The 24,478-nt window shown below is 39.1% G+C and carries 20 protein-coding genes; 14 read left to right on the forward strand and 6 right to left on the reverse strand.

What is annotated here, in order from left to right; genetic code table 11:
* Positions 1–486: 486 nt before the first annotated feature.
* Both I6E70_RS04120 and I6E70_RS04125 read left to right on the forward strand, forming a co-directional pair.
* Positions 487–1,785, forward strand: a complete 1,299-nt coding sequence (locus tag I6E70_RS04120; RefSeq protein WP_197188081.1) for a porin — start codon at positions 487–489, stop codon at positions 1,783–1,785.
* A gap of 257 nt (positions 1,786–2,042) precedes the next feature.
* On the forward strand, positions 2,043–2,969 hold the full coding sequence (locus I6E70_RS04125) for a LysR substrate-binding domain-containing protein (protein ID WP_024609352.1): 927 nt from the start codon (positions 2,043–2,045) through the stop codon (positions 2,967–2,969).
* A 116-nt stretch (positions 2,970–3,085) separates the two neighbouring features.
* On the opposite strand, the gene I6E70_RS04130 is transcribed toward I6E70_RS04125, so the two are convergent.
* Positions 3,086–4,771, reverse strand: a complete 1,686-nt coding sequence (locus I6E70_RS04130; RefSeq protein ID WP_197188082.1) for a BCCT family transporter — start codon at positions 4,769–4,771, stop codon at positions 3,086–3,088.
* A 371-nt stretch (positions 4,772–5,142) separates the two neighbouring features.
* On the opposite strand from I6E70_RS04130, the gene I6E70_RS04135 reads away from it, so the two are divergent.
* From I6E70_RS04135 to I6E70_RS04185, 11 genes are all read left to right on the forward strand, one after another.
* A complete protein-coding gene (locus I6E70_RS04135) occupies positions 5,143–6,333 on the forward strand; it encodes an aromatic ring-hydroxylating oxygenase subunit alpha (RefSeq protein WP_010553492.1) in 1,191 nt (396 codons plus the stop codon).
* Positions 6,333–7,757, forward strand: a complete 1,425-nt coding sequence (locus I6E70_RS04140; RefSeq protein ID WP_010553493.1) for an aldehyde dehydrogenase family protein — start codon at positions 6,333–6,335, stop codon at positions 7,755–7,757. Before I6E70_RS04135 ends, I6E70_RS04140 begins: the two co-directional genes overlap by 1 nt.
* A 99-nt stretch (positions 7,758–7,856) precedes the next feature.
* Positions 7,857–9,269: an FAD-dependent oxidoreductase gene (locus I6E70_RS04145; RefSeq protein WP_197188083.1), complete on the forward strand. Its 1,413-nt coding sequence runs from the start codon at positions 7,857–7,859 to the stop codon at positions 9,267–9,269.
* Positions 9,270–9,272: 3 nt separating this feature from the next.
* A complete protein-coding gene (locus tag I6E70_RS04150; protein ID WP_197188084.1) occupies positions 9,273–10,595 on the forward strand; it encodes an NAD(P)/FAD-dependent oxidoreductase in 1,323 nt (440 codons plus the stop codon).
* A complete protein-coding gene (locus I6E70_RS04155; RefSeq protein WP_024590873.1) occupies positions 10,592–10,942 on the forward strand; it encodes an ethanolamine utilization protein EutQ in 351 nt (116 codons plus the stop codon). The genes I6E70_RS04150 and I6E70_RS04155 overlap by 4 nt, the downstream gene beginning before the upstream one ends.
* 241 nt (positions 10,943–11,183) lie before the next feature.
* Complete coding sequence (locus tag I6E70_RS04160; protein WP_010553497.1) at positions 11,184–11,594, forward strand: hypothetical protein; 411 nt, start codon at positions 11,184–11,186, stop codon at positions 11,592–11,594.
* Positions 11,595–11,988: 394 nt separating this feature from the next.
* Positions 11,989–13,482, forward strand: coding sequence for a hypothetical protein (locus I6E70_RS04165; RefSeq protein ID WP_197188085.1), 1,494 nt, complete (start codon positions 11,989–11,991; stop codon positions 13,480–13,482).
* Between the two features lie 235 nt (positions 13,483–13,717).
* A complete protein-coding gene (locus I6E70_RS04170) occupies positions 13,718–14,056 on the forward strand; it encodes a hypothetical protein (RefSeq protein WP_008137861.1) in 339 nt (112 codons plus the stop codon).
* Positions 14,049–15,389: an SPFH domain-containing protein gene (locus tag I6E70_RS04175; RefSeq protein ID WP_010553499.1), complete on the forward strand. Its 1,341-nt coding sequence runs from the start codon at positions 14,049–14,051 to the stop codon at positions 15,387–15,389. The genes I6E70_RS04170 and I6E70_RS04175 overlap by 8 nt, the downstream gene beginning before the upstream one ends.
* A gap of 152 nt (positions 15,390–15,541) precedes the next feature.
* Positions 15,542–15,808 (forward strand): YrhK family protein, encoded by a 267-nt coding sequence (locus tag I6E70_RS04180; RefSeq protein WP_024590876.1) that lies wholly within the window; start codon positions 15,542–15,544, stop codon positions 15,806–15,808.
* Positions 15,809–15,897: 89 nt separating this feature from the next.
* Complete coding sequence (locus I6E70_RS04185; protein ID WP_024590877.1) at positions 15,898–16,413, forward strand: M23 family metallopeptidase; 516 nt, start codon at positions 15,898–15,900, stop codon at positions 16,411–16,413.
* A 111-nt stretch (positions 16,414–16,524) separates the two neighbouring features.
* Here I6E70_RS04185 and I6E70_RS04190 read toward each other — a convergent pair whose 3' ends face one another.
* Complete coding sequence (locus I6E70_RS04190; RefSeq protein WP_169060318.1) at positions 16,525–17,694, reverse strand: MFS transporter; 1,170 nt, start codon at positions 17,692–17,694, stop codon at positions 16,525–16,527.
* 565 nt (positions 17,695–18,259) lie between these two features.
* The gene (locus I6E70_RS04195; RefSeq protein ID WP_197188086.1) at positions 18,260–19,207 is read right to left on the reverse strand and encodes a sodium-dependent bicarbonate transport family permease; all 948 of its coding nucleotides are present in this window, start codon (positions 19,205–19,207) and stop codon (positions 18,260–18,262) included.
* A gap of 151 nt (positions 19,208–19,358) precedes the next feature.
* Here I6E70_RS04195 and I6E70_RS04200 point away from each other — a divergent pair, with 151 nt between their 5' ends.
* The gene (locus I6E70_RS04200) at positions 19,359–20,303 is read left to right on the forward strand and encodes a LysR family transcriptional regulator (RefSeq protein WP_197188087.1); all 945 of its coding nucleotides are present in this window, start codon (positions 19,359–19,361) and stop codon (positions 20,301–20,303) included.
* A gap of 19 nt (positions 20,304–20,322) precedes the next feature.
* Here the strand turns inward: I6E70_RS04200 and I6E70_RS04205 are convergent, their stop codons facing one another.
* The 3 genes from I6E70_RS04205 to I6E70_RS04215 form a co-directional block, all read right to left on the reverse strand.
* Complete coding sequence (locus I6E70_RS04205) at positions 20,323–21,324, reverse strand: LacI family DNA-binding transcriptional regulator (RefSeq protein WP_007583313.1); 1,002 nt, start codon at positions 21,322–21,324, stop codon at positions 20,323–20,325.
* Between the two features lie 75 nt (positions 21,325–21,399).
* On the reverse strand, positions 21,400–22,926 hold the full coding sequence (locus tag I6E70_RS04210) for an MFS transporter (protein WP_197188088.1): 1,527 nt from the start codon (positions 22,924–22,926) through the stop codon (positions 21,400–21,402).
* A 32-nt stretch (positions 22,927–22,958) separates the two neighbouring features.
* A complete protein-coding gene (locus I6E70_RS04215; RefSeq protein WP_197188089.1) occupies positions 22,959–24,287 on the reverse strand; it encodes a GH1 family beta-glucosidase in 1,329 nt (442 codons plus the stop codon).
* Positions 24,288–24,478 lie beyond the last annotated feature (191 nt).

The raw sequence follows: 24,478 nt of genomic DNA on the forward strand, positions 1-24,478 counted from the left end.
TGTTGGGTTAAACCCCAACATCGGCTTTTTCGTGTTTATAGCATTGATAAAATGCATTACATACATCATCACAATATAAAAGTAACACTCCTCATATAACGCCCAGCATCCCTTGTGTTTTAAATCTGTGCACTTATAGCCTCGCTTAGAATTAATTGATGATTAATTCTCATGGTGACCTATCAAAAAAGTAGTTTGTTTGTTGCTGAAATGTTAAGCAGAATTTGAGAGCTAATTTTAATAAATAATAAATGTGGTTAATAATTATTAGTCATATTTAATATACCGAAAAACATCTGTTTTTATTAGCATTATTGCTTTTACGCGGTTGGTTTTAACGTGTGATTAGGCTTACTTTTTAATGGAATTATTGTTTTTTTTGTAATTGTATTATTGCCTGTTTACGTGAATACAAAGCTAAAAGTAATAAAAAAACGAGTAATGCTACACATAATAAAACATCAACACGGCACACAAGGACACACAATGAGAGCTTTTAAACTATCGGCTTTAGCCGTTGCTATGGGGGTTGTTACCTGTAGTGCTAATGCAAGCGATGATCTAGACACAGTTAAACAGCAATTAAGCGAATTACAGCAACAGGTTGAAAATTTACAGCTTAAGCTTGCAAACGCCAATAAAAATGAAATAAATGCCATAAAACGCAATACTGAAAAACTATCAAATAGTGGCGAAGCGCAAGATGTTGTAGCTGAGCAAAAAGCAGGAGGAATAAAAGTAGGTGGGGCTGTTCGTACTAACTACAGTTATACGTCGTACGAGGATGGCAGTAAAAACAGAGGTGGGGATTTTGATTTTGATATTTTTAGGATAAATTTTACAGGCGATGTAGGTGGTGTAAAACTAAATGCCGAGATCCGTTTTTTTGATTATATGACCGCAGTTAAATATGCTTATGCAGCATATGATTTTGCTGACATTTGGCAAGTACAAGCCGGTATTACAAAGGTACCATTTGGTAATTGGCCTTATAATTCGCACAGCTATTTTTTTAGTACTAATTACTACATTGGGCTCGAGGATGACCACGATTTAGGGGTGATATTTAAACGTAAAATAGCAGATAATTGGCAGCTTGATTTAGGCTTTTTTAAAAATGATGAGCTAGGTGGCATAGATGGCTATGTTGATAACCGTAGTGATCGTTATTCATATGATGTAGTGGGTTTTAGGAGCGCGCAGGAGGGGACATACGCAGAGCTTGATAATCCACTTGCTGAATATAATACATTTTCCGCGCGTTATGGCTATCATATTGAACACGATAAAGGGAAGACTGAGGTTGGCTTTTCTGCTTTAAGTGGTGGATTACATGATGGTGTAGACAGAGCGGGTGATTATTATGCGTGGGCAGTGCATGTGAATAGTAATTTAGGGCCGTGGAATTTACAGTTTCAACATGGCGAATACAATTACGATATAGAAAACGCAAACACCATGGCTGTAGGTGCGTACTCGTTTTATGACAGTATTGCTGCTGAGGCCACTACAACCAATGCAAATATTGCTTACAACTTACCTGTAAAATGGGGGCCTGTAACCGCTTTGCAGTTTTATAATGATTACGGAGTAATTTACGATAAATCTGATAGCAGTGCAGATACTTGGATGAACGTAACAGGGTTTTCAGTTGCTGCCGGTGGATTGTTCACCTATTTTGACTTAGTACACGCTAAAAACCAGCCGTTTGTTGGTGGCTCAATTGCTGGTGACAGCGATGAAACTGAGCGCCGTTTTAATATTAATATTGGTTATTATTTTTAAAAAAGAAGAGCATAAGCTTTGCTTGAAATAAGTTTATGCTCTTATATTACTTTTTATAATCGGTTACAGTGAATTAGTCTATTTGAGATGATAGGTTGCTGGCAATCGACTTGGTAGAAAAACTCAAGCGAACAATGAGTTGACCACAACAATTACCTGCAAATTACTCACCTTAATTTATACCTTATAAACGTGTATGTATTCTCAAATTGGTTGGTCAGTCGTTTCTATTGAGTAGAGACAAAGTAGGAAGCTATATGAAAATTAATCCGTTACCGCCGTTAAATAGTTTAGTGGCATTTGAAGCGTCTGCACGACATTCAAGCTTCACTATTGCTGCAAAAGAGTTAAATGTGACGCAAGGGGCAATTAGCCGTCAAATTCGACAATTAGAAGAGTACTTAGGTAAGGCTATTTTTATTAGAGCAAGCCGAAGTATTCATTTAACACCAACGGGGCTTCAATATTATCAGGCAATCAGCCGCTCTTTAGTTGATATTGCAGATATAACTGGGCAAGTTAAAAAATGGCAAGGTGATAAAAAAATAACTGTAGCAACAACAAATGCCATGGCTTCGTTATGGTTGTTACCTAAAGTCGCCGAGTTTCAAAATTTACACGATGATATTGATTTGCGTATTTTAGCCTCCGATAACGAGATTGATTTAAACCGCTTGGAGTGTGATCTCGCTTTATTTTACTGCAGAACCCAACCTGCCAATATGAATATAACAACGTTGTTTTGCGAAGAAGTTTTTCCGGTGTGTAGCCCTTCTTATTTAGAAAAAATAGGCAGTCCAACTAAACCGGAAGATATTTTTACTAAAACAATTTTACACCTAGATGAAACACAAATGGGCTGGGTTAACTGGGAAGAGTGGTTTGCGGGTGTTGGGCTTGAGCAACTTGAGCCAAGAAACCGTATAAATATTAATAACTACCCAATGCTTTTACAAGCTTCAATTAACGGTCAAGGCATTGCATTAGCGTGGGGGTCACTAGTTGATGAATACTTACAAAGTGGAGTATTGATCCGGCCAACAGAACATGTACTTACTACAGGTTCTAAGTTTTCTATGATAGAACCTAATAATCGTGGTCGTATGCCAACAAGCGTTAAGCACTTTAGAGAATGGTTGTTACAACAAATTCCAGATGAGGTAGGTGAACGAGGACTCGTTTAATTACCCTCTGTTGTAAGGTTAGAATTTGGCGTTTAGATTCTGATATTTAATAGTATGAATGCGCTGCCTTAGAAGCAAACCTAAGAGCAGCGCGTATTATTTGATCATTTAGCAGATTAGTTGATTGTATTAGTATGCTTTATTGGTTCATCGAGTTGATCTTTACCAGGGCGAACATGTTGTGGAAGCATTGCCCAAGGTTTTGGCTCGCGTCGAATGCTATAAAATAGCGTTACACCCATCATTAAAATAAAAATCGAGATAGGAAAACCAATAATAATGGAGGCAAATTTAATTGCTTGTAATCCGCCTGCATAAATTAATACCCATGAAATTACCGCAATTGCAACTCCCCATAAGACACGTATAGATTTAGGTGGTTCTGTATCGCCTGCGGCATCAAGTATGCACAGGACTAACGTTCCTGAATCTGCAGAGGTGATAAAGTAAGTTGCGAGCAATATACACGCTAGAATACTGAGTATCGTCCCTAATAAACCTTCATCTAAGTTATTAAATAATGTAAACAGTGCGCGCGTGCTGTCTTCTTTTGTGGCCTTAAGGACTGTTCCACCTATAAATACATCTTGCTTAATTACTTGCTCTGAATTGCTTACTTGAGCTGCAACGTTATTTTGTTCAAAGGCGTTTCGCTCGTCTTGCTCTATTTTTAATGCACTGCCACCAAATACAGATAACCAAATAAATGCAATGGCTGTCGGTGCTATCAGTGCACCGCCTATAAGTTCACGAATTGTGCGACCTTTAGATATACGCGCAATAAACATGCCTACAAATGGCGCCCAGGTCATCCACCATGGCCAGTAAAAGCTAGTCCACGAACTTTGCCAATTGGTGTCTTTTTGTGTGTCGGTCCATAATCCCATTTGCACAATATTTTGAAGATAGTTACCAGTGCTTTCGAAAAAAATATTAAAGATGTATCGAGTAGGTCCAATCGCTAAAACAATTAATACTAATAATAGAGAAAGCAGCATATTCCACTGCGATAATAAACGAATACCTCGGCCAACCCCTGAAAGCACTGAGCCAACAGCGATGGTACATAAAGTAACAATTAAAATAGTTTGTGTTGTTAGGCTTATATCAATACCAAAAGTTTGTTGTAATCCGGAGTTTATTTGTATAACACCGAGGCTTAAAGTTTGGGCTATACCAAAGGCAGTTACAGCAACGGTAATAATATCGGCAATATGACCAATTGGGCCGTAAATACGTTCCCCTACGATAGGATATAAAATAGATCTAAAAGTGAATGGTAGGCCTTTACGATAAGAAAAGTAAGAGAGGGCTAGTGCGACAATAACAAAAAGTGACCATGGATGAAGACCCCAATGATAAAAAGTTAGCTGCATTGACATTGAGGCTGATTCGTCGGTTAACCCTTCGGTAAATGGATTATCTGCGTAATGCCACATAGGCTCTGCGACTGACCAAAAAACTAAACCTATTCCCATCCCGCCTGAAAACAACATTGAAATCCAAGCCCAAAAACTAAATTCGGGCTTGTCGTTATCGTTTTCGCTTAATCTAATATGGCCATAACGACTAACCATAAGATAAATCAAAAAGGCGACCACGAGCGAAACTAAGCCAATAGAAAACCACTTCATATTATAAAGTAAGAAAGTAGCGAGAGTTTCAAAGTAGTGACCTGCTTTATTAGCGAGTATCACAATAAATAAAATGAAGGCGATTAAAATTACTTTGGAAGCAATGGTAACCGTGGGGTTGAGTCCCTTAAAAATTCCGGACTTAGCTCTTATTGTGGAGTGTGTCATGTGTTGTCCTGTGAGTGTGTGTTTTTATTGCTTTTTGTTAAATAGTGTTTGAAAACTAGAAAATTTACCATCTCATTACAAATTATAAATTCTCATCAATCCATGAGTTTTAGTTATGCATGAGATTTAGTGCTATTACTCTAAAGCCTTTTCAGGTGTTAAGTTCAACAATTATGCATGATAAAAACTCATCGATAGGTAGCGCAAAAATCGTTTGTTTAGTGCGCTGTTGTTAATCAAAATCAAGTCAGTTGATAACAAAATGTAGTTATGACCTGAGAGTTTAATTTAAATAAAAACGCTTAATTTGTTTTTCTTAAATTAAAAGTTAGGACTTATCTTTCATCACACACACCGTTTGGAGAAATAGCATGAGCAATGTAAAACAAAAAATAATCCCTATTCAGCAGATTGATCGTGTACTTAATCCTATTCATGAGGCCACAGGGATGCCTAATGAGGCTTATACCAATCCAGAGTATTTTAAATTTGAACGCGATCAGGTTTTTGGCAGCACATGGGTCTGTGTTGGTTTCGCTTCTGATTTGACAAAAAATGGTTACGTAAAGCCAATTAACTTTATGGATTTACCACTTTTACTAATGAAAAACCGCCAAGGCGATGTGCAGGTTTTTCATAATGTATGTAGTCACCGAGGCATGAAGCTGATTCATGAAGAGGGTGAAGTACAAGGCATGATCCGCTGCCCTTATCATTCTTGGACATACGATCTGGACGGTAACTTAAAGGGGACTCCTCATATTGGTGGTATTGCAAAGCATAAAGACGAGCGCTTTAAGTGTGAAAATCATGGGTTAAAAGCACTGCGCTCAGCCATTTGGATGGATATGGTTTTTGTTAACTTGTCGGGCGATGCTGCAAGTTTTGAAGAGCACATTGCACCGCTTGAAAAACGTTGGGAACAATTTATTGGTAATGACGGTTTAGATTTATTGCGTCGCGTAAATATGAGCGGACACATTGAAATAGAAGTAAATAGTAACTGGAAACTAACAATAGAAAACTTTTGTGAAGCCTACCACTTACCTTGGATACACCCCGCTTTAAATAGTTACTCTAAGTTAGAAGATCATTATAACATTATGTTTAATGAGCATTTCTCTGGTCAGGGTAGCTTAGCGTATAACCTTTCTGATACCGCCGGTACACACTTACCTAAATTCCCTAACTGGCCTGAGGACAAGTTACGTCAAGCCGAATATATTGCGCTATTTCCTAATGTTTTAATTGGCATTCAAGCCGACCATGCATTTGCGATGATGATTGACCCGGTAAATACCGATAAAACAGTTGAGCGATTACGCATTTTTTATGTGGGTGACGAGGCAATGAAAGATGAATATGCGGCATGTAGAACGTCGACCGTTGAGTCTTGGCGCGTGGTATTTAGCGAAGACATTATTGCGGTTGAAGGCATGCAGCAAGGACGTTACTCTCCTGGATTTGGTGGTGGTGCTTTTTCTCCGGAAATGGACAAGCCAACTCACTTTTTTCAAACATGGTTAGCAAAACAAGTTAAATCGGCGACGGAGCAAGAGTGATGGCACATTACCTTAATTATATAGGCGGTCAATGGCTTAATGCTGATACCCATATAGATGTAATTAATCCTGCATCTGGGCAGTTATACGCAACAATTGCCAGTGCGACGATTAACGATGCCGATAAAGCGATGGCAGCGGCTAGACAATGCGTTAATAGCGGCGAGTTAAACGATATACGCCCTGCGATGCGCGCACACTGGATGCTCAATGCGGCGCAAGCAATACGAGATATTGCTGATGAAGGGGCGCTCGAGCTATGTCGCGAAAATGGTAAATCTTTGCAAGATGCTAAAGACGAATTTTTAGAATCGGCTCGCTATTTTGAATACTACGCAGGTATGGCGGATAAACTCGAAGGTACCTCTATTCCGCTTGGTAAAGACTACATTGATTTTACTCAATATGTGCCTATGGGTGTATCGGTTCAAATAGTGCCTTGGAATTTTCCAGTGTCTATTTGTGCACGCTCTCTAGCCCCGGCGCTTGCTGCAGGTAATGCCGTAGTTATTAAATCCCCTGAAATATCACCAGTAGGCATGGTGTATTTAATTAGGGCACTTGAAAACTGTGGTTTTCCTAAGGGATCAATAAACTTACTTTGCGGAAAAGGCTCAGTTATAGGTAACCATTTAGTTGAACACGCTGAAGTAAATCAAATTGTTTTTACGGGTTCAGTGCCTACAGGGCAGCATATTCTTAAAGCATCTGCTGCGAGAGCAACACCTTCAGTAATGGAATTAGGCGGTAAATCTGCCGCTATTGTTTTACATGATGCTGATTTACAAAACGTTGTAAGTAGTGTACGCAGCGGGATATTTTTTAATGCTGGACAAGTTTGCTCTGCTATGTCGCGTTTATTAGTACATAAAAGCCGTTATACAGAAGTGAAAGACGCAGTGGTAAAAATGGCTGAAAGCTTATTGATTGGCTCTGGCGAAGAGCAAGCTGATTTAACGCCTGTTGTCTCAAAAGCGCAGCAAATCAGTGTTATGGCAATGATCGAGCAAGCTAAAAAAGAAGGCGCAAAAATCATCACCGGTGGCTATATACCTGATATGCCTGGCTACTTTGTAGCACCAACCATAATTGAAGCAACGCCAGAAATGACAATAGCGCAAGAAGAAGTATTTGGCCCTGTACTTGTTGTTATGCCGTTTGATACAGACACTGAAGCTGTTGCTATTGCTAATGGAACCGACTTTGGTTTAGTTGCGGGTGTGTTTGGTGAGGGCTTAAACCATGTATTTAATGTTGCTCAGCAACTTAGAGGTGGCCAAGTGTTTGTTAATGAATGGTTTGCCGGTGGTATTGAAACCCCTTTTGGTGGTGTGGGCTTGTCTGGCTTTGGGCGAGAAAAAGGCCAAGAAGCAATTTATAGCTATGTTCAAACCCGCAATATTGCGATTCGTTTGCATCATTAAAACAATATTTCGGCTTGTTACTCGCATTCACTTCTTATTTTTTTATTCAATAAAGTGAATGCAACAGGTGTTTTAAATAAAGTCAGTAGGATGAGAGATATGAAAAAATGGCTCTGTATTATTTGTGGTCTTATTTACGATGAGGCTCAAGGCTGGCCAGCTGATGGCATTTTACCAGGCACTCGTTGGGAAGATGTACCAGAAGATTGGGTCTGCCCAGATTGTTTAGTAGGTAAAGCTGATTTTGAAATGATGGAGATCACACAAGACGACGTTCAAGTAGCGAGTCATGTGGAGCTAATCGAGCAGGCTCAACCTATTGCAGCACAAGACCTAAAATCAGACATTACTTTAAAACCGATTGTTATTATTGGCAGTGGGCATAGTGGTTATCAAGTAGCGGCAGCACTTCGTAAGCAATCTTCAACGGTCCCTATTACTGTTATTACTGCTGATAACGGCGCGCTTTATAGTAAACCGGCACTATCTAATTCATTTGCATTAGGTAAAAGTTGTGACGATTTACAAAATGAAAGTGCGTTAGAGTGGGAGCAAAGGCTTAATATTCGTGTCTACCCTCATACTCGAGTAGAAAAGATTGATAGGAATAAGCAGACCCTAAATACTAATATTGGCAGTTATGAATATAGCAAGTTAGTACTAGCCACTGGTGCTTCTGCTATTAAAATTCCGATTGCTGGCGATTGTAGTAATGTATTAAGTATTAATGATTTAACAGACTATCGCTGTTTTAAAAATGAGCTTACAGGAAAAAAACGCATCGCTATTCTAGGTGATGGTTTAATTGGCTGTGAATTTGCCAACGATTTGAGTGCAAGTGGTTATGACGTGAGTGTAATTGGTTTAGGTAAATGGCCAATTGAGCGCTTAATTCCACAAATATTAGGAGAGCGTTTAAAGAAATCATTGACCGATATTGGGGTTTCTTGGTTTTTAGAAGACAGTATTTCTCATATTGACGCTGAGCCTGGTGGAAGTTCTCAATTACATTTACAAAGTGGAAAAGTAATTGAAGCTGATTTAGTTATATCGGCCGTTGGCTTAAAACCAAATACAGCATTAGCAGAGCAAGCTGGCCTTGAAGTTGGCCGAGGTATAAAGGTTAACGACTATGGTCAAACAAGTGATGAAACTATTTTTTCATTGGGTGATTGCGCCGAAACAAGTCAAGGCTGGCAGCCATTTATAGCGCCAATTAATCAGCTTGTGCCTTCATTGGTTTCTTGTTTATTAGGCGACTTGACCAAAGCTATTTTTACATGTTCACCAGTGATAGTGAAAACTCCAATCATGCCTTTATCTATTTATCCTGCGGCAGTAGGGGCACTTGGTGAGTGGCAAATAGAGCAGATTGATGATGGTTTAACTGCTCGGTTTTATTCTGTTGATGGTTTATTACTAGGTTTTGCCCTTTTGGGTAAACAAGCTCAGATAAATAGAAGCCACTTATTTGAGCAGCTTAATACAAAACAGCTTACTGTAGCGGAGTAATAAATGATTCATTTACCAAACGATGATGCTACATGTGGTTGGTATCATGCAATAACTAAAACACCAGAAAAACCTAGACTAACAGGTGAACAAATTGCCGATTACGTTGTACTAGGTGGCGGGTTCGCTGGGCTTGCAATGGCTAGGCGACTAGCTTTGCATGCGCCTAATGCACGTATTATATTGGTTGATGCGCAGCGTATTGGGCAAGGAGCATCGGGTCGAAACTCAGGCTTTGTAATTGATCTACCGCATAAATTTTCATTAGAGCATCCAGATCCTGCGCATAAGCAAAAGCTACTTAAGCTTAATCGCTCAGCGATAGATCAGCTTTCGAGTTTAGTGTCGAAATATAAGATTGATTGCCAATGGTCTGCAGCTGGTAAATATCAAGGTGCAGTCGGTGAGCGTGGTGAAGCTTACTTAGATCATTTTGAACACTTAATGAAAGATTTAGGTGAGCCTTACCAACATATAAATGGAGATGATCTTTCTAAAGTATTGGGTACAAACTATTACAGTCGCGCTATTTATACACCTGGTGGTTATTTAGTTCAGCCTGCGGCTTTAGCATGCGGGTTAGGAGATAACCTTCCTGATAATGTTGAGGTATTAGAAAACTCGCCAATAAATAACTTATCTAAAGAGCATGGGAAGTGGCTACTGCACTCTAAGCATGGTGTAGTTAAAACACCTAAGTTACTACTTGGTACTAGTATATTTACGCGAGAGTTTGGCTTTTTAAAAAATCGATTATTACCTGTCATGACTTTTGCTAGTTGGACCAGGCCTTTAAACGATGATGAAATGAAAGCGTATACCGGGTTGTTAGATTGGGGCTTAACACCCGCAGATCATGCTGGTACAACGATAAGAATGACAGCCGATCGCCGCATATTAATTCGTAATACTTACAAGCATGTCGATAAATACGGTGCTAGTTCCACTGTAAATGAAAATGTGCGTAAACAGATTCAGGATGATCACCGTAAAGTATTTTTAGCACGTTATCCTCAGTTAATTGACGTTCCTTTTACCCATTCGTGGGGAGGTACTTATGCAATTTCTCGTAATTTTACCAACTTTTTTGGCGAATTAGATGATGGCGTATATGCCAGTGCATGTGATAACGGTGTAGGCATTGCGTGGGGGACTGTGTCGGGAACATTATTAGCTGATTTAGTGATGGGCGAACAATCAGAAGCCCTCGACGATATTCAACACGTTACAGGTATGCCCAGCCTTAATCCTCCAGAGCCGTTTTTAGGTATTGGTGTTAAAAGCCGAATTAGCTTAGCTAAATGGTTAAGCCGGAGCGAAATATGAAACAAGTTAAATTAGTAGATAGTAAAAATCTAGATTTTAATATTAGAGGGGAGACCCTTGGTATGGCTTATGTGGCACGAGCTTTAAGCACAGAAATATCACCTCACATTGGAGTGGGTTTTGCTAAGTGGGAAGGGGCGAAAGTTGCTTGGACCGTTTTATACGATGAAGTTATTTTTGTAATTGAAGGATGCTTTGAGCTAACTGCAAATGGAGAAACGCATTTGGTTCATCCGGGTCAAATGTTATGGATACCTGAGAATACAGAATTGGTATACGGCGGGCATGCGTTATTTGGCTATGTGGTACACCCAGGTAATTGGAAAGAAATACATGGAATAGTTTGATTTTTAAATCTACACATAGTTCCTGAGCCCTTAGTGCAACCAAACTAAGGGCTTTTTTAATATATTAGAGGAACTCAATTTTTGTAATTTAGGTAAATTTAAAACCAAATATTAGACTAAAGTCTATAGGTTAGATTTATTCACTTATTAGGTTTGTTTTTATCGTTTGTGGTAATTGAGCTAACACTCTAAAGTTTAGTTGTCGGCAACAAGTACGACTTAATTAATTAGGAATATAATCATGAAATTTACACTTTTAAAAACCATCGCTCTTGGCTCATTATTAACTTGCTCAGCTGCTGCAATGGCTAATCAAGGTGATTATAAATTAATGGTTATTGAAGACTCAGTAACAGCAGCCCCAGCATTTGAAAAATCGTTTAATAGCTGTGCTTTAACTGTTGAATCAAAAAACTACGAAGAAGCAGAAGCTATTTGTACACAAGCAATTGCATTGCTTAAGCAAAGCCATGGTCCGCGTTTAAAAGTACGCGAACTTACATCGTTTGCATTAAGTAACCGTGGTGTAGCGCGTATTAAGGCTCAAAAAGACACTGCTGGTATATCTGATTTATATGAAGCGGTTCAAATTTCTAAAAACTCACTTGTAACACATAACTTAACTCGCGCTAAAAAAGAGTTATCTCTTTGAGATTAACTTTATAGCTTGAATTAGCTGTAAAGTTCGCGAGTAGCAAAACCCCACGTTAGATAACACTTAACGTGGGGTTTTTGTATTTGTATTAAAAACACATTTGCTTACAAAAAACTATCTACCACCAACCCCCTTTAAACTTGGTACATATAGCTCATATTAGTGAATAAAAGTGAATAGTATGTTTATTTTATTAACAAATGTAAGGGCTAAATTTAACATAGCGTGTCACTATATAGGTACAGGGCATGTTAACTTGTTGCCATCCCCCCATAAAAATTCAATAAATTTCTGTTGTTTAAATTTACTTGTTATTTATTAAAGTAACCAATTCAATTTATAACAATATGATTTTTAATAATAATTAAAGTGCAAAAAAGGAAGTCTTTGTATGTTTTTTAAAAAAAGTCAGTTAGCTATTTCATTAGCGTTTACGCTAGGCCTTGTTGGATGTGGCGGCGGTGGCGATGATAAAGTGGTCGTTGTAGAGCCAGTTGTAGCTAAGCCTGACCCTATAAAAGTAGACCCCGTAGAAGTTAACACTATCTCTCTTACTGGAAAGGTTATTGATGGCTATGTATCTGGTGCAATAGTATGGCTAGATATTGATGGCGATGGTACTTTTGATGAGCAAACAGAACCTTCTGTAGTCTCTGAAGAATCGGGTAATTATAGTTTTAATTTTACAGAAGAGCAGGCGCTGTGTGTGCCGTATTCAACTATGTATGTTGATGTACCGGTTGGTGCAATTGACGAGGATTTAGGAGAGGTAACACAAGCGTATCAAATGTCATTTCCGCCCTCAATTGAGGCTTTGACTGATGAAGATATTCGAAATATATCCCCTTTAACAACCGTTATTTGGGAGCAGTTAAGCCTTCAATTACAAAAAAGTGGTAACAATAATTTAAGTTGTGATGCACTTAAAGAACATACTGAGCTACTTGCAAACCTTCAAAGCGAAATAACAAATGTTATGCAAAACTTGGTTGCGCATTATAATTTGTCGACTGAACAAATGTACTCAGATTTTATTGCCAATAGTGACAGTGATGCTTACGACAGAGCACAGGCGATTGTTAAAGGATTAAAAGCTGCCTATAAATTCAAGCAAGAGCTAGATGCTCAGTATCCTGATGCAGAAGAAGTAAGAGCAGTGATTTACCAGGACACAGCAAAAGATGCAGAGTATGGATTTGAAAATGCATGGTACCGCGATAAAGTTATTTTTGCAGGCGCTGAACTTATTTATGAGCAAGTAAAGCTTCAAAATACAGACGAACTCGACAAAATTGACGTTATTTTGTCTCGATTGGATTCAACAGATACGCCTTGGGGTGAAGAATCGTTAAATGGAAGATTAACAGTTAGAGACGATGTTTACATTAACGCCGATCGTACTTACCGATGCTCTAGCATTGAGAACGTTAATTTTGAGCAAAGCAATGTGCTTTATGGCGTTGATAATACAAGCCCATCGGTTAACTTCCCAACAGCAGATGAATGCGTTAGTGCTAATTTAGATACACCGTTCGAGCGAGGTTTTAGCATTAGCTATACTGAGTCGGGATCGTTTTACCAAACTGACTTTGCCTTTAGAGAGGAAAATGCTGACTTTCAAACATTATCTAATTGGGTAAATGTTAAAGACAAAGCTGCTGATTTAGAAACTCAAGATTTAGTTACTGTACTCGCTGCTATGCCTTATAAGTTTGATGACGAAACATCTATTGATGCTAGCTTTTGGCGTAAATATAAAACCACAGACAACGTACGTATTATTAAAACGATTGAAGGGAAATGGTTTAGAGATACTCGCCAAGAAGATGGAACAATGCTGCATGAGTGCGGTGAAAATGGTATTGATTGGGTGCAATGCGAATAATGTAAAAAGCACTTTAATAAATATTAGTTTAATGCCAGTCAGTAAATAACTGACTGGCATTTTTTTGTTTGAAAAGCTTACTTTTACGTGCGGTTTTTACTGTATACCTGATGAACACTATTTTTAATCTGTTTTTTACTTGGGTTTGCTGTAAAATTACTGGGTTAACATTTGTTAAGTAATACTTACAATTGTTATTGCTCATTAAGTATTTAAACTAATTTAAGTAGAGCTTATGATTTTTTATATTATAGGGTTAAGTTTACTTGTTATTATTTTATGCGTTGCGCTTTATGTAATTTACAGCAACGTACATAAAAGTCGGGTAAGAAAATCCAAAGAATACAACGTACTGTTTGATAAAGACACGATAGTGGATGATTTAATCACTCAACTAACAGAAAAAAATCAAACACAAGAAAACCAAGATAAAACAGCTAAAGGTAAAGAAGAAATCCTTGCAACATTTGTTGAGTTACATCGCTCTGGTAGCTTTTGCGCACATTTGAGTGAACAGGAAATTATTTACTTTGTTAAAAAGAAATTAAACATGGAGAGTAATAAAAATGGATAGCGAAAAAGCAGTCCCAGCAGTTAAAAGTGACTCATTTATGAGTCGATTTGGTCGTCGTAATGTAATTGTTGTTTCATCAATTGTTGTTGTATTAGCCGTAATTGCAACGCTTACATCGCAAGTTGTTTCGTGGAATGAAGCAGATGAGCGTTTAGTACATCAATCGGCTTTTACAGGTAACTTAACCGTAATAAATCAAGCCGGCCCTTACTTAAAAGCGTTTGGTACTACATCGGCTTATAAAAAAGTAATTTCGATTAACTTTACGGGCGATGCCGGTGCAACAGCAAGCGCAATTGTACCGCTAATACCAATTCGATTTTTAGATACTACAACGGGTGGCGCACGAGGTGTTTCTCGTTTTAGATTACCAGGCAATGTACCAGCAGCTGAATCGGGTGCTTTACGTGGTTTACTTAAAATACACGAAGAGTTTGGTTCACAAGAAACATTAATATCTAATTTATTAATGCGTGCAACCACTGAAAATGTAAAAGCGTCGGCGCGTATGATGTCGGTAGAGCAGCATTACTCTGGTGGTAATGGTCAATTAAGCCAAGATTTTGCTGATCAATTAACAAACGGTATTTTTGTTACTGAACAAATTATTAGTACGGGTGAGCGCGATAAATCTGACGATTTAGGTAATTTAAGTAAACAGCAGCGCGTCACTATTAATATTAAAATGGATGATGAGGGTAATACACTGCGTAACGCACCTATTTTAGGCGCTTACGGTATTACAGTAGTTGATGCCAGCATTATTGATATTGACTACGAAAGCAAAGTAAATGCTCGTCTTGAAGCCCAAAAGCAAGCTGCTGCTGATGAAGCGCTAGCGCGTCAAAACCTTAAAAAAGCTGAGCAACAAGCACGTACTGAAGTGGCTTTAGGTGAACAAGCAATTGCTAAGCAACGTGCTGAATCTGAAAAGCTTAAAATTAAAGAGCAAATTGATGCTGAACGAATTAAGGCAAATGCTATTATTTCTGCGCAGCAACGAGTGGCTGTAAAAGCCGAGCTTGCAAAAGAACAAGAAGAGATTTTAAAGCAACAACGCTTAGAAGCATTAGGTATGGACGTTTTAGCTGAGGCTCGTTTAAGAGCTAAGTCTGCTGCACTTGATCCAAAGTATGTATTTGATGAAACGCTAAAAGCAGAAGTGAAAATTCAAACTGCTTTATTTACGAGCTTAGGTAATAGCCGTTTAGTGCCTGAAATTGTGATTGGTGCAGGCCAAGGCGAGCAAAGTAATGGCTCTGAATTTATGCGTTTATTAGCCGCTGACGCTGCATTAAGTCTTAAAAAGCGTTTAGAAAAAGATAAAAAATAAACGATTAGTTAAGTATTGCACAAACAATAAAAACGTTGGCTGATTCGCATCGGCCAGCGTTTTTTATTGCGTAAATTTTGTTATTGTATGGTGCGGTTTAGCTTGTGAAAACAAGCTTTTTAAATTATGAAATAAAAGAGTGAGCAGTACTTATGGACTCCAGTAATCAGTTTATTTTAGATTTAGGGCAAGAGCATATTACCATTCAGCGACGATATGAAGCGCTGGGAGCGTTTAACGATTTTTTGATTGCTGTGTGGTTTTTAATTGGCAGTTTCTTCTTTTTAAATGATGCATTAGTGCAAAGTGGCACATGGTTGTTTATAGCGGGCAGTGCTCAATTGCTTATAAAACCTGTTTTGAAGTTGATCAGCTTAGTACATGTTAGTCGGGTATTTCATTCAAATAAAACTCCATAAATAAAACCATAAATACGACTCATGATGAGTTCAGTTATTATGGCTAATAATTTACCAGTATAAGTTATTTAAATATCAAGGATTGAAAAGTGAAAGTACTTAAGTGGATTGCAATTGGAATAGCTACTTTATTAATTATAGGCTTACTAATTCCCGAAAAAATAATGATTCCGGTACAAGGTGCCACAAGTAAAGATTGGAACCATAATACATTTTGGTATGAACCTTGGGGTAGGTCGGGTGTGCACAAAGGAATTGATATTTTTGGCACAAAAAATACTCCCGTAGTTGCCTCAACAAGCGGTGTTGTTATATTTGCAGGTGAGTTAACTCGCGGTGGTAAAGTGGTTGCGGTGCTTGGGCCTAAATGGCGCGTGCATTACTTTGCACATTTAAATGACTACTCGGTAAGTACAGGTGATGTGGTAAGCATAAACAGTCAAATTGGCTTACTGGGCGATACCGGAAATGCCGCAGGAAAACAACCTCATGTGCATTATTCTATTTTATCGTTAGTGCCCATGCCGTGGCTTTTTACAACGCAAAACCAAGGGTGGAAAAAGATGTTTTTTTTGAGCCCACATAAAAAACTCACTGCTAAATAATTACTTCATTATTTATAAATGACCTTTGTGTAAATAATAGTTTTAGCTGTTAAAGCAAGGTATTTAACAGCTAGAATCCGTTAATAAACAAGTGTGTATTTAAGCTGAAAATTAGCCTGCAACAGGTGTTTTACCTGCGCGAATATTTTTAATGCTTTTAATAAACATATAAATACAGGTAGTGATTAAACAGCCTGCTAAATAAAACACAATACCGTTAGGTGCATCAGATAAATTTGCGGCGAGCATAGGGCCAAATACCGAACCAATACTATAACTGAGCAGCATAACCTCAGTTGCCGATACTATTTTTGCCATTGGCAATGAGTCGCACGCAAGTGTTATAGCAATCGGGTAAAGTGCAAAGCTGCACGCGCCTAGTATTAAGTAGCTCACTATTAATCCTGCTAAAGTGTTTGCTTGTAATATACCCACAGCACCGGCTGCGCCTACTAAACAAAACATACCCATCAATAAGCTTTTTTCAAGCCGAGTAGATAAGTAACTTACAAGCGGCTGCACGACCATGCCGCCTAAAATAATAACCGCCATAAGTGTCCCTGTGTACTGAGCTTGATCAGCTTGTGCTGAAATATAAACCGGCATTAAGCCGTAAATAGGGCCCAGTAATAAGCCCGATGCTAAGCATCCGAGCATTGCAGGGTGGCTTAGTGTTTTTATTTCTTTTAGTGGTAGTTTTTCAAGGTGCTGTTTTTCGGGCTGACCTTTGGTTATTAATAAAGGGGCTAAAATAGCTAAAAATAATAGCGAGGCTACAAATAAATAAGGCGTTGAACCTTCGGTGCCAAGCGGCCCTATAGCAAGCTGGCCTACGGCGCTGCCCCCATAAAGTGAGGTCATGTATAAGCCCAAACGTTTAGCGCGCGACTTTGCTGTGTTGGTCATTAATAACCAAGACTCAACAACTACAAACACACCGGCAACAGCAAAACCTGCTACAAATCGTGCAATTAACCAGTTAACGGTATTTGGCAGTGCAAGTTGTGCAAGCACGCTTGCTATTAATAAGCTTAAAAATAATATAAAAGCGAAGCGATGACCAATTTTTACCACAATGCGCTCTATTGTGGTTGCGCCAATAAGTAAGCCAAAGTAAAAAATGCTCGCAAGCCAAGGCGCTAGGTTTTCATCGAGTTTAAATGCGGGTAACGACAGCGGAATAAGGCTCATTAAAAAGCCGGATGCGATAGCAAAAAATGACAGCCCGATAACGGGTGCTAAAGGGTTATTAGAGGTGCTTGTGGCGGCTGATTCGGCCATTTGTGTTTATCGACTCTTGAAGGTAAATAACCACTGTTTTAAAGTTTGAGAGGTTACTTTAATAATAAAATTTGCGCGAATTTAGAGCCAAATTAAAAATAAGTAAAGTGATATTTTATTAAACAATATAAATAAACTTTAAAACGATCTTTTTGGTAAATTATCGGATCTATTATGCTTTTTATTGTAGTGTTTTTATGTAGATATTGTTTTATATTTGAGAGCATTTATTAGGGCGTGTTGATCTTTGTGGATTGAAATTTGTTCAATCTAGGGGCGATTTAATCGCGGCGCGAGGTTTGTAACCTAGCGGGCTAAGTAAAAACCGAGCAACAAAGAGTTAATCGTTCCTAGAAAGAACCCAAAGGGCAGCGCATGTTTGGCATTTATGCTGCGTTATCGCCTATTTATGTGGAATAACCACACTACATAGGCTCTGCCTTGCTTAAATACCAGACAGTCTGCTGCAAAATCAATCACGAAAGGTCAACACGCCCTAATGTTAAACCCTATGTAGAATAGGGTTTAACAGTTTTTTAAAGTGATAAAATTAGCACTTATTTGTTTATTGCATTACTAGTGCAAGGTGGTGATATAAACCAATACCAACAATCACATTAAACGGAAAAGTTACACCGAGAGAGCTCAGCATAGCAAGACCAATATCGGCTTTAGGAATTGCCGCTTTTATAGCAGCGGGCGCGGCTATGTAAGAGGCGCTGGCTACTAAACTGCCCAATATAACTACCGAGCCTAATTCTAAATTTAAAAGTGTGCCTACTGCTGTGCCAATCGTGCCTAGAAATAGCGGGGTGACAATAGCAAATACCGCTAGTTTCCAATGTTTCCAAGGGATAGGACGAAGAGTTTGCGCGGCTACTAAACCCATTTCTAGTAAAAATAATGCCAACACAACCTTAAAGCTACTTGTTAAAAGACTCGTTACTTGGCTACCTTGCACCGTGCCGTACATCATACCGATAACCACGCCGCCAACGAGTAAAATCACACTTTTGTTCGTGAGAGTTTCGTGCCAAAGCGCCTTTAACGACAGCTTATTGTTTTGGCCGTTTTCTTTATCAAGTTTACGGTAAAGCAATAAACCAACAATGATTGCAGGAAGTTCTAGCATCACTAAATACAAGGTTACTTCTGCACCCACTACCAACTTAGCTGACTCGGCATAGGCGAGTGCAACAGCAAATGTACCTGCACTCACTGAGCCGTAATGCGCGGCAATACTGGCGCTATTAGCAACAGAGAGTTTAATCACGTATTTTAAAATAGGGTAAAGCATGAGGGGTATAAATGCACCAAGCAGCATTACCGACCCCATTTCGGGCAGTAGTTGCCAGCTTAAGTTACCGTGCAGTACCATCCCGCCTTTTAAGCCTATGGTTAACATGAGTAATAAACTTAATGTGTCGTAGGTGGCTTTTGGAATGGCTAAGTCCGAGCGTAAAATACCCGCTACTAATCCTAAAATAAAAAACATAACAACAATATCTGGCACTGGCTTTCCTTACTAGGTGGTAAATTAAGTGGCGCTATTGTAGATAAAACTTTGTATAGTAAATAATAAAATAAATACGAGTTAGTTATAGATAACTATCTATAGGTTGCTTGTTAAATAGCTATTATTAGATAAAGATTATGAGGTAGGTATGGATTTACGACATATATCGTTTAGGTTGCTTGAAGTATTTATGAGCGTGGTTAAAACGGGTTCAATCAGCGAAACCGCAAGGCGATTATACCTAACGCAGCCAACGGTATCGCTACAAATAAAGCGGCTGCAAGAAGCAGTAGGCGAGCCATTACTCCTTATACAACAGCAAAAGCTACACGTGACCGATGCGGGGCTTGAACTATTTAAAACATGCCAACAGGTATTTGGGCATTTTGAAGATTACCAAGATTTTTTAACCGAACTTAATGGTGGATCGCGCGGCCGTTGTAAAATTGCCATGGTTAATACCGCGCAATATATTTTACCAAAACTGCTTGGCCCTTATAGTAATTTACATCCTCATGTTGAGCTTCCGCTTGAAATTGGTAACAGGGCAGAAGTGCTTGATAGGTTTGAGCGGGGGGAGGACGATATTTATGTATTTAGCCACCCGCCGTCGCTTGAACACGCACAAGCTGCGCGCTTTTTGCATAATCCACTTGAATTTATAGTACCGTTAAACCACCCGTTAGCTCATGTAAAAGCCGTTAAATTAACTGATTTAATGCAGTATCGCTTTTTACTTCGAGAAAATGGCTCAGCAACACGTATGTTATTTGAAAGCGAGTTACAAAGCCGAGGGTTAGTGCTGAGCGATAGCGTGCAAATGGCGAGTAATGAAGCAATACGCGTCGCGGTTGCATCCGGGATGGGCATTGCGATTTTATCACGCCATGTACTTGCAACAGACGATACTAGTTTTAAAATTTTAAACGTAACCGATGCCCATTTAGCGAGTCATTGGTATTTTGTAATGCGAACAGATAGACACATATCGCATGCTGCACGTAACTTTTTAAAGTTTGCGCAGCAGCACGTAGAGCAATATTTAGATACGCAGTGGGTGCGTAATGAATTACATAACTTAGATTTAAACTAGATTTAAATTAGGTTTAAAGTTAATTAATGTCGGGTGTTGAGTCTCTTAAAATAAGCTTTGGCTGAAACACATGTTTTACTGTTATACCGCTTTTTTTATAAATATCTTTAAGTACTAAGTTAGCCGCAGCTCGGCCCATTTCGGGAACTGGGTTATCTATTGTAGTCAGTGTTGGGTAGAGGTAATTGGTAAAAATTACGTTATCGAACCCAATAATAGCTAAATCTTTTGGTAAGTTAAAACCGTGCTCTCGGGCGTATTTCATGGCACCCGATGCCATTTCGTCATTGGCGCATACAAGCGCGGTTATTTGCGCTTTATTTTGAATAAAATGCCTTAAGCCATCGCTGCCACCGGTTTCTTTAAAGTCGCCTATGTAAAATAGGTTTTCGTCAAAGGTTAGGTTGTACTCTGCTAGGGCTTGTTTGTGACCTTTTAAACGATTTGACGCGTCTTCTTTAAACTGCGGGCCTGCTATGTACGCAATGTTTTTATGACCTTTGTTGATCATGGCTTTAGTGGCTAAGTAGCCGCCCATTACGTTGTCGAGGCTAATGCAGTTTTCTTCAATTTCTTTAACGTAGCGGCTCATTAAGTAAATAGGGGTTTTGCCTTTACTTAACTCAATTAGGTACTCGTTTGATACCGCTTCTACGTGGGCAATAATAGCGTCGCAATTACGGCCTATTAAAAACTCAAAGCCGCTTTTTTCTTTTTTCTCGTCACTGTGCCCAGGGGTAATAATAACGTGTTTACCCGCAATACGAAGATGCTCTTCAATGGCTGACATCATCTGACCAAAAAACGGACCATCCAACTCAGAAACTAAAATACCGACGCTGTTTGTAGTGCTAGACGCCAAAGAGCGTGCAATAGAACTTGGCTGATAGCCTAGCTCTTTCATTGCTTCTAATACCTTTTTTTTAGTTTTTTTGCTTACGTAGTCGTTGTCGTTAAGTACCCTTGAAACAGTTGATAAAGACACACCTGCCATTTCTGATACTTGATAAATTGTCGCCATTGATGTCCTAGCTTATATGTGTTTTTACTCGCGCTTTATAAAAATATAAAGCGCGAAGGGTCATTAAAAGTTAATTTACACATTACTGCGTCTAATTGCTAAGTCTTCTGTTATTTTTTGCGTCATCGCTGAGGTTAGCGGATAAATAAGCATCAATGCGGCACCTAAAAAAGCAAATGCGGCGGGTATCCAGCTCATAAGTAACTGCATACCAGGTAGGGCTTGTGTAATTGTTAGCTCATCCATGCCGTTATAGCCGTAGCCTGCAAGTACCACTAATACTAATGCACCTGCAAAACCACCACCGGTTTTTTGCACAAATGTACCCGCAGAATAAATAAGGCCTGTAGCGCGGCGTTTGTTTTTCCACTCTGAATAATCGGCTGAATCACCAAGCATACTAAAAAATAATGTTGGCATCATTGCGGCAAAAAATTCAGCGGCGCAACCAAAGGTAAATACAGCAACCAGATTATCGCTAGGCACCCAGTAAAATGCAGTAGTGAGTATGCCGCTTAGCATTAATGATGCAATAAATAGGTTTCGTTTACCCATAATTTCGGCCAGTTTACCTGTGGCAAGTGCGCCTAATATAGATACAACCAACAAGGCGATAAAGTATTGCCCAGCCATGAGTTCATTGTCTACGTGGTACTTAAAGTAGTACGCAATTACACCGTATTTTATGCCATTAAACATCATGGTTAAAAAACCAATGCCAAGTAACACCAACCAAGGTTTATTGGTCAGAAGATCAACCATATCGCGCTGTGATCCCGTTAAGCTTTGCTTATCTTTATTGAGTAATTTTTTAATAACGAATGTCATTGCTGCCATAACAAGGGCAAAAAATACGCCGCTGTATAAATCGCGGTAATAAAAAAATAAGGTAGTAGCAAGCAAAGGTAGGATTATAAATGGCAGGCTTTTGGTTAAATCAAATAACTCTGATTTTAAATTGCCTTCATTTGAGGCATGCGGTGTTACACGCTCTTTAGTGGTCGCAAACGTTATAATCATTAAAATAATAAGTAAGCTGGCAAATAAGTACATAGTAAGCTGATAGCCTTTGGCATCGTCGCCGCCACCAAAAAAAGCCACTAGCTCAGGTAAAAAGCCCATAACCAGTAAGCCACCACTAAACGCACCTGCAAACCTAAAACCAGAGAGCTTTGTGCGCTCTGTATCGTCTGGTGTCATTACGCCCATAAGTGCCGAGTAGGGCACGTTACTTACGGTGTAAGCAAGCGTTAAACCAATGTAGGTTACGTAAGCATAAATAAGTTTGTTGGTGGTGCTAAAGTCGGGTGTAGTAAAACACAACACCATAAACAAGCCCAAAAACGGTGCCGAGTAGAGTATCCACGGGCGAAATTTACCAAAGCGCGACTGCGTTCTGTCGGCAATCATACCCATAATAATGTCGGTTACGCCATCTGATAGCCTTACAACCAAAAATAACATGGCAGCGGCTGCAGCCGATATGCCAAATGTATCGGTGTAAAACACCGCTAAATAAGCAAGCGCACCGCGCCATACTAAGTTAGCGCCGGCATCGCCCATGGCGTAACCGACTTTTTCGTATAAAGGGAGTTTGTTCACAGTGTGTGTTCTTATTGTTATAAGCCGATAAATTATCGGCTAGTTATTAGTTTACTGTACGCTTTACCGCTGGCTTTAACAGTTCGGTTTTGTGTGTTGTAGTCTACGTGTACTATTCCAAAACGTTTTAAATATCCCTCTGCCCATTCAAAGTTATCCATTAGGCTCCACGCAAAGTAACCATCTACTTTAACGCCTTGCTCTGCTGCGTTATGTAGAGCATTTAAATGTTCGTGGTAATATTCAATACGGTCGTTGTCTTTTACTTCACCGTCTTTAAATTCGTCAGCCATGGCTGCACCGTTTTCGGTAATATAAATAGGCGGTAGGGTGTATTTTTCGTTTAACGATACAAGTAATTCTGTAAGCGCTTTAGGGTAAATTTCCCAGCCAATATCGGTCATTGGCGCTTTATGTGGCAGCTCATGGTAAAAGTCGGTTTCGCTTGCTTGATAATGCATGCGGGTATAAAAGTTAACCCCTAAATAATCCAGCGGTTGATCAATTATTTCCATATCGCCATCTAAAATATCAGGGCGGTGGACTTTAGGTAATTGCTTAATAATATCAGGGTATTTACCTTGCATTACAGGCTGCATGTACCATTGGTTTATATAGTCATCAGCAAATGCAGTGGCTTTTAAATCTTCTTCACTTTGGGTAACGGAGTAACAAGGCGTAAAGTTAAGTACAATACCGTTTAGCGTATTTGGGCTATTTTTAGCAAGTACTTGCATAGCTAAACCGTGACCTAGTAATAAGTGGTGCGCGGCTTTACGACCAAATTCGCGGCCTACTATGCCAGGCGCATGTACGCCAATTTCGTAACCTAAGTAAGAGCTACAAAACGGTTCGTTTAAGGTGGCGTATGAGTGCACACGTTCCCCAAATGCTTTGGTAATTAAATCTGCGTAATGGGCAAATTCGTAAGCGGTGTTACGGTTTAGCCAGCCACCTTCGTCTTCAATGTGTTGTGGTAAATCCCAGTGGTATAGCGTTACAAAAGCTTTAATGTTACGGCGTTTTAATTCATCTAAAATGTCGGTATAAAACTTAACGCCGGTCGGGTTTAAGTGACCGCTTTTAGTCATTACGCGCGGCCACGAAATCGAAAGTCTGTAAGCGTCTACACCTAATGACTCAATTAGGTTTATATCGTCTTTCCAGCGAGTGTAGTGCTCGCAGGCTACGTCGCCATTTGAATTATCGACTATTTTGCCTTCTTTACTGCAAAAGGTATCCCAAATACATGGCAAGCGATCAGCTGCGCCGCCTTCAATTTGAAATGAGGCCGTAGCTACACCATAGGTAAAATTTTTGGCTAAAAGTGGTGAGCCACTAGGTAAAGATAATTGTTTCATTAAGAGAAAACCTCTGTTTCTTTGTAGTAAATTTTGCTTTTATTTATAGTTTATAAATCGCATTAATGGAAGCGCTTCCATATTTAATTTGATTAATCACTAAGGATGGTATTTAATAACTTTAAGGAAGCGCTTCCATATTTAGGTTAGTGGCTATTGTTAAGCAGGTCAATAGTTAAATTTAAATAACA

This window comes from Pseudoalteromonas sp. NGC95 (genome assembly GCF_015864705.1).
Classification (GTDB): domain Bacteria; phylum Pseudomonadota; class Gammaproteobacteria; order Enterobacterales; family Alteromonadaceae; genus Pseudoalteromonas; species Pseudoalteromonas arctica.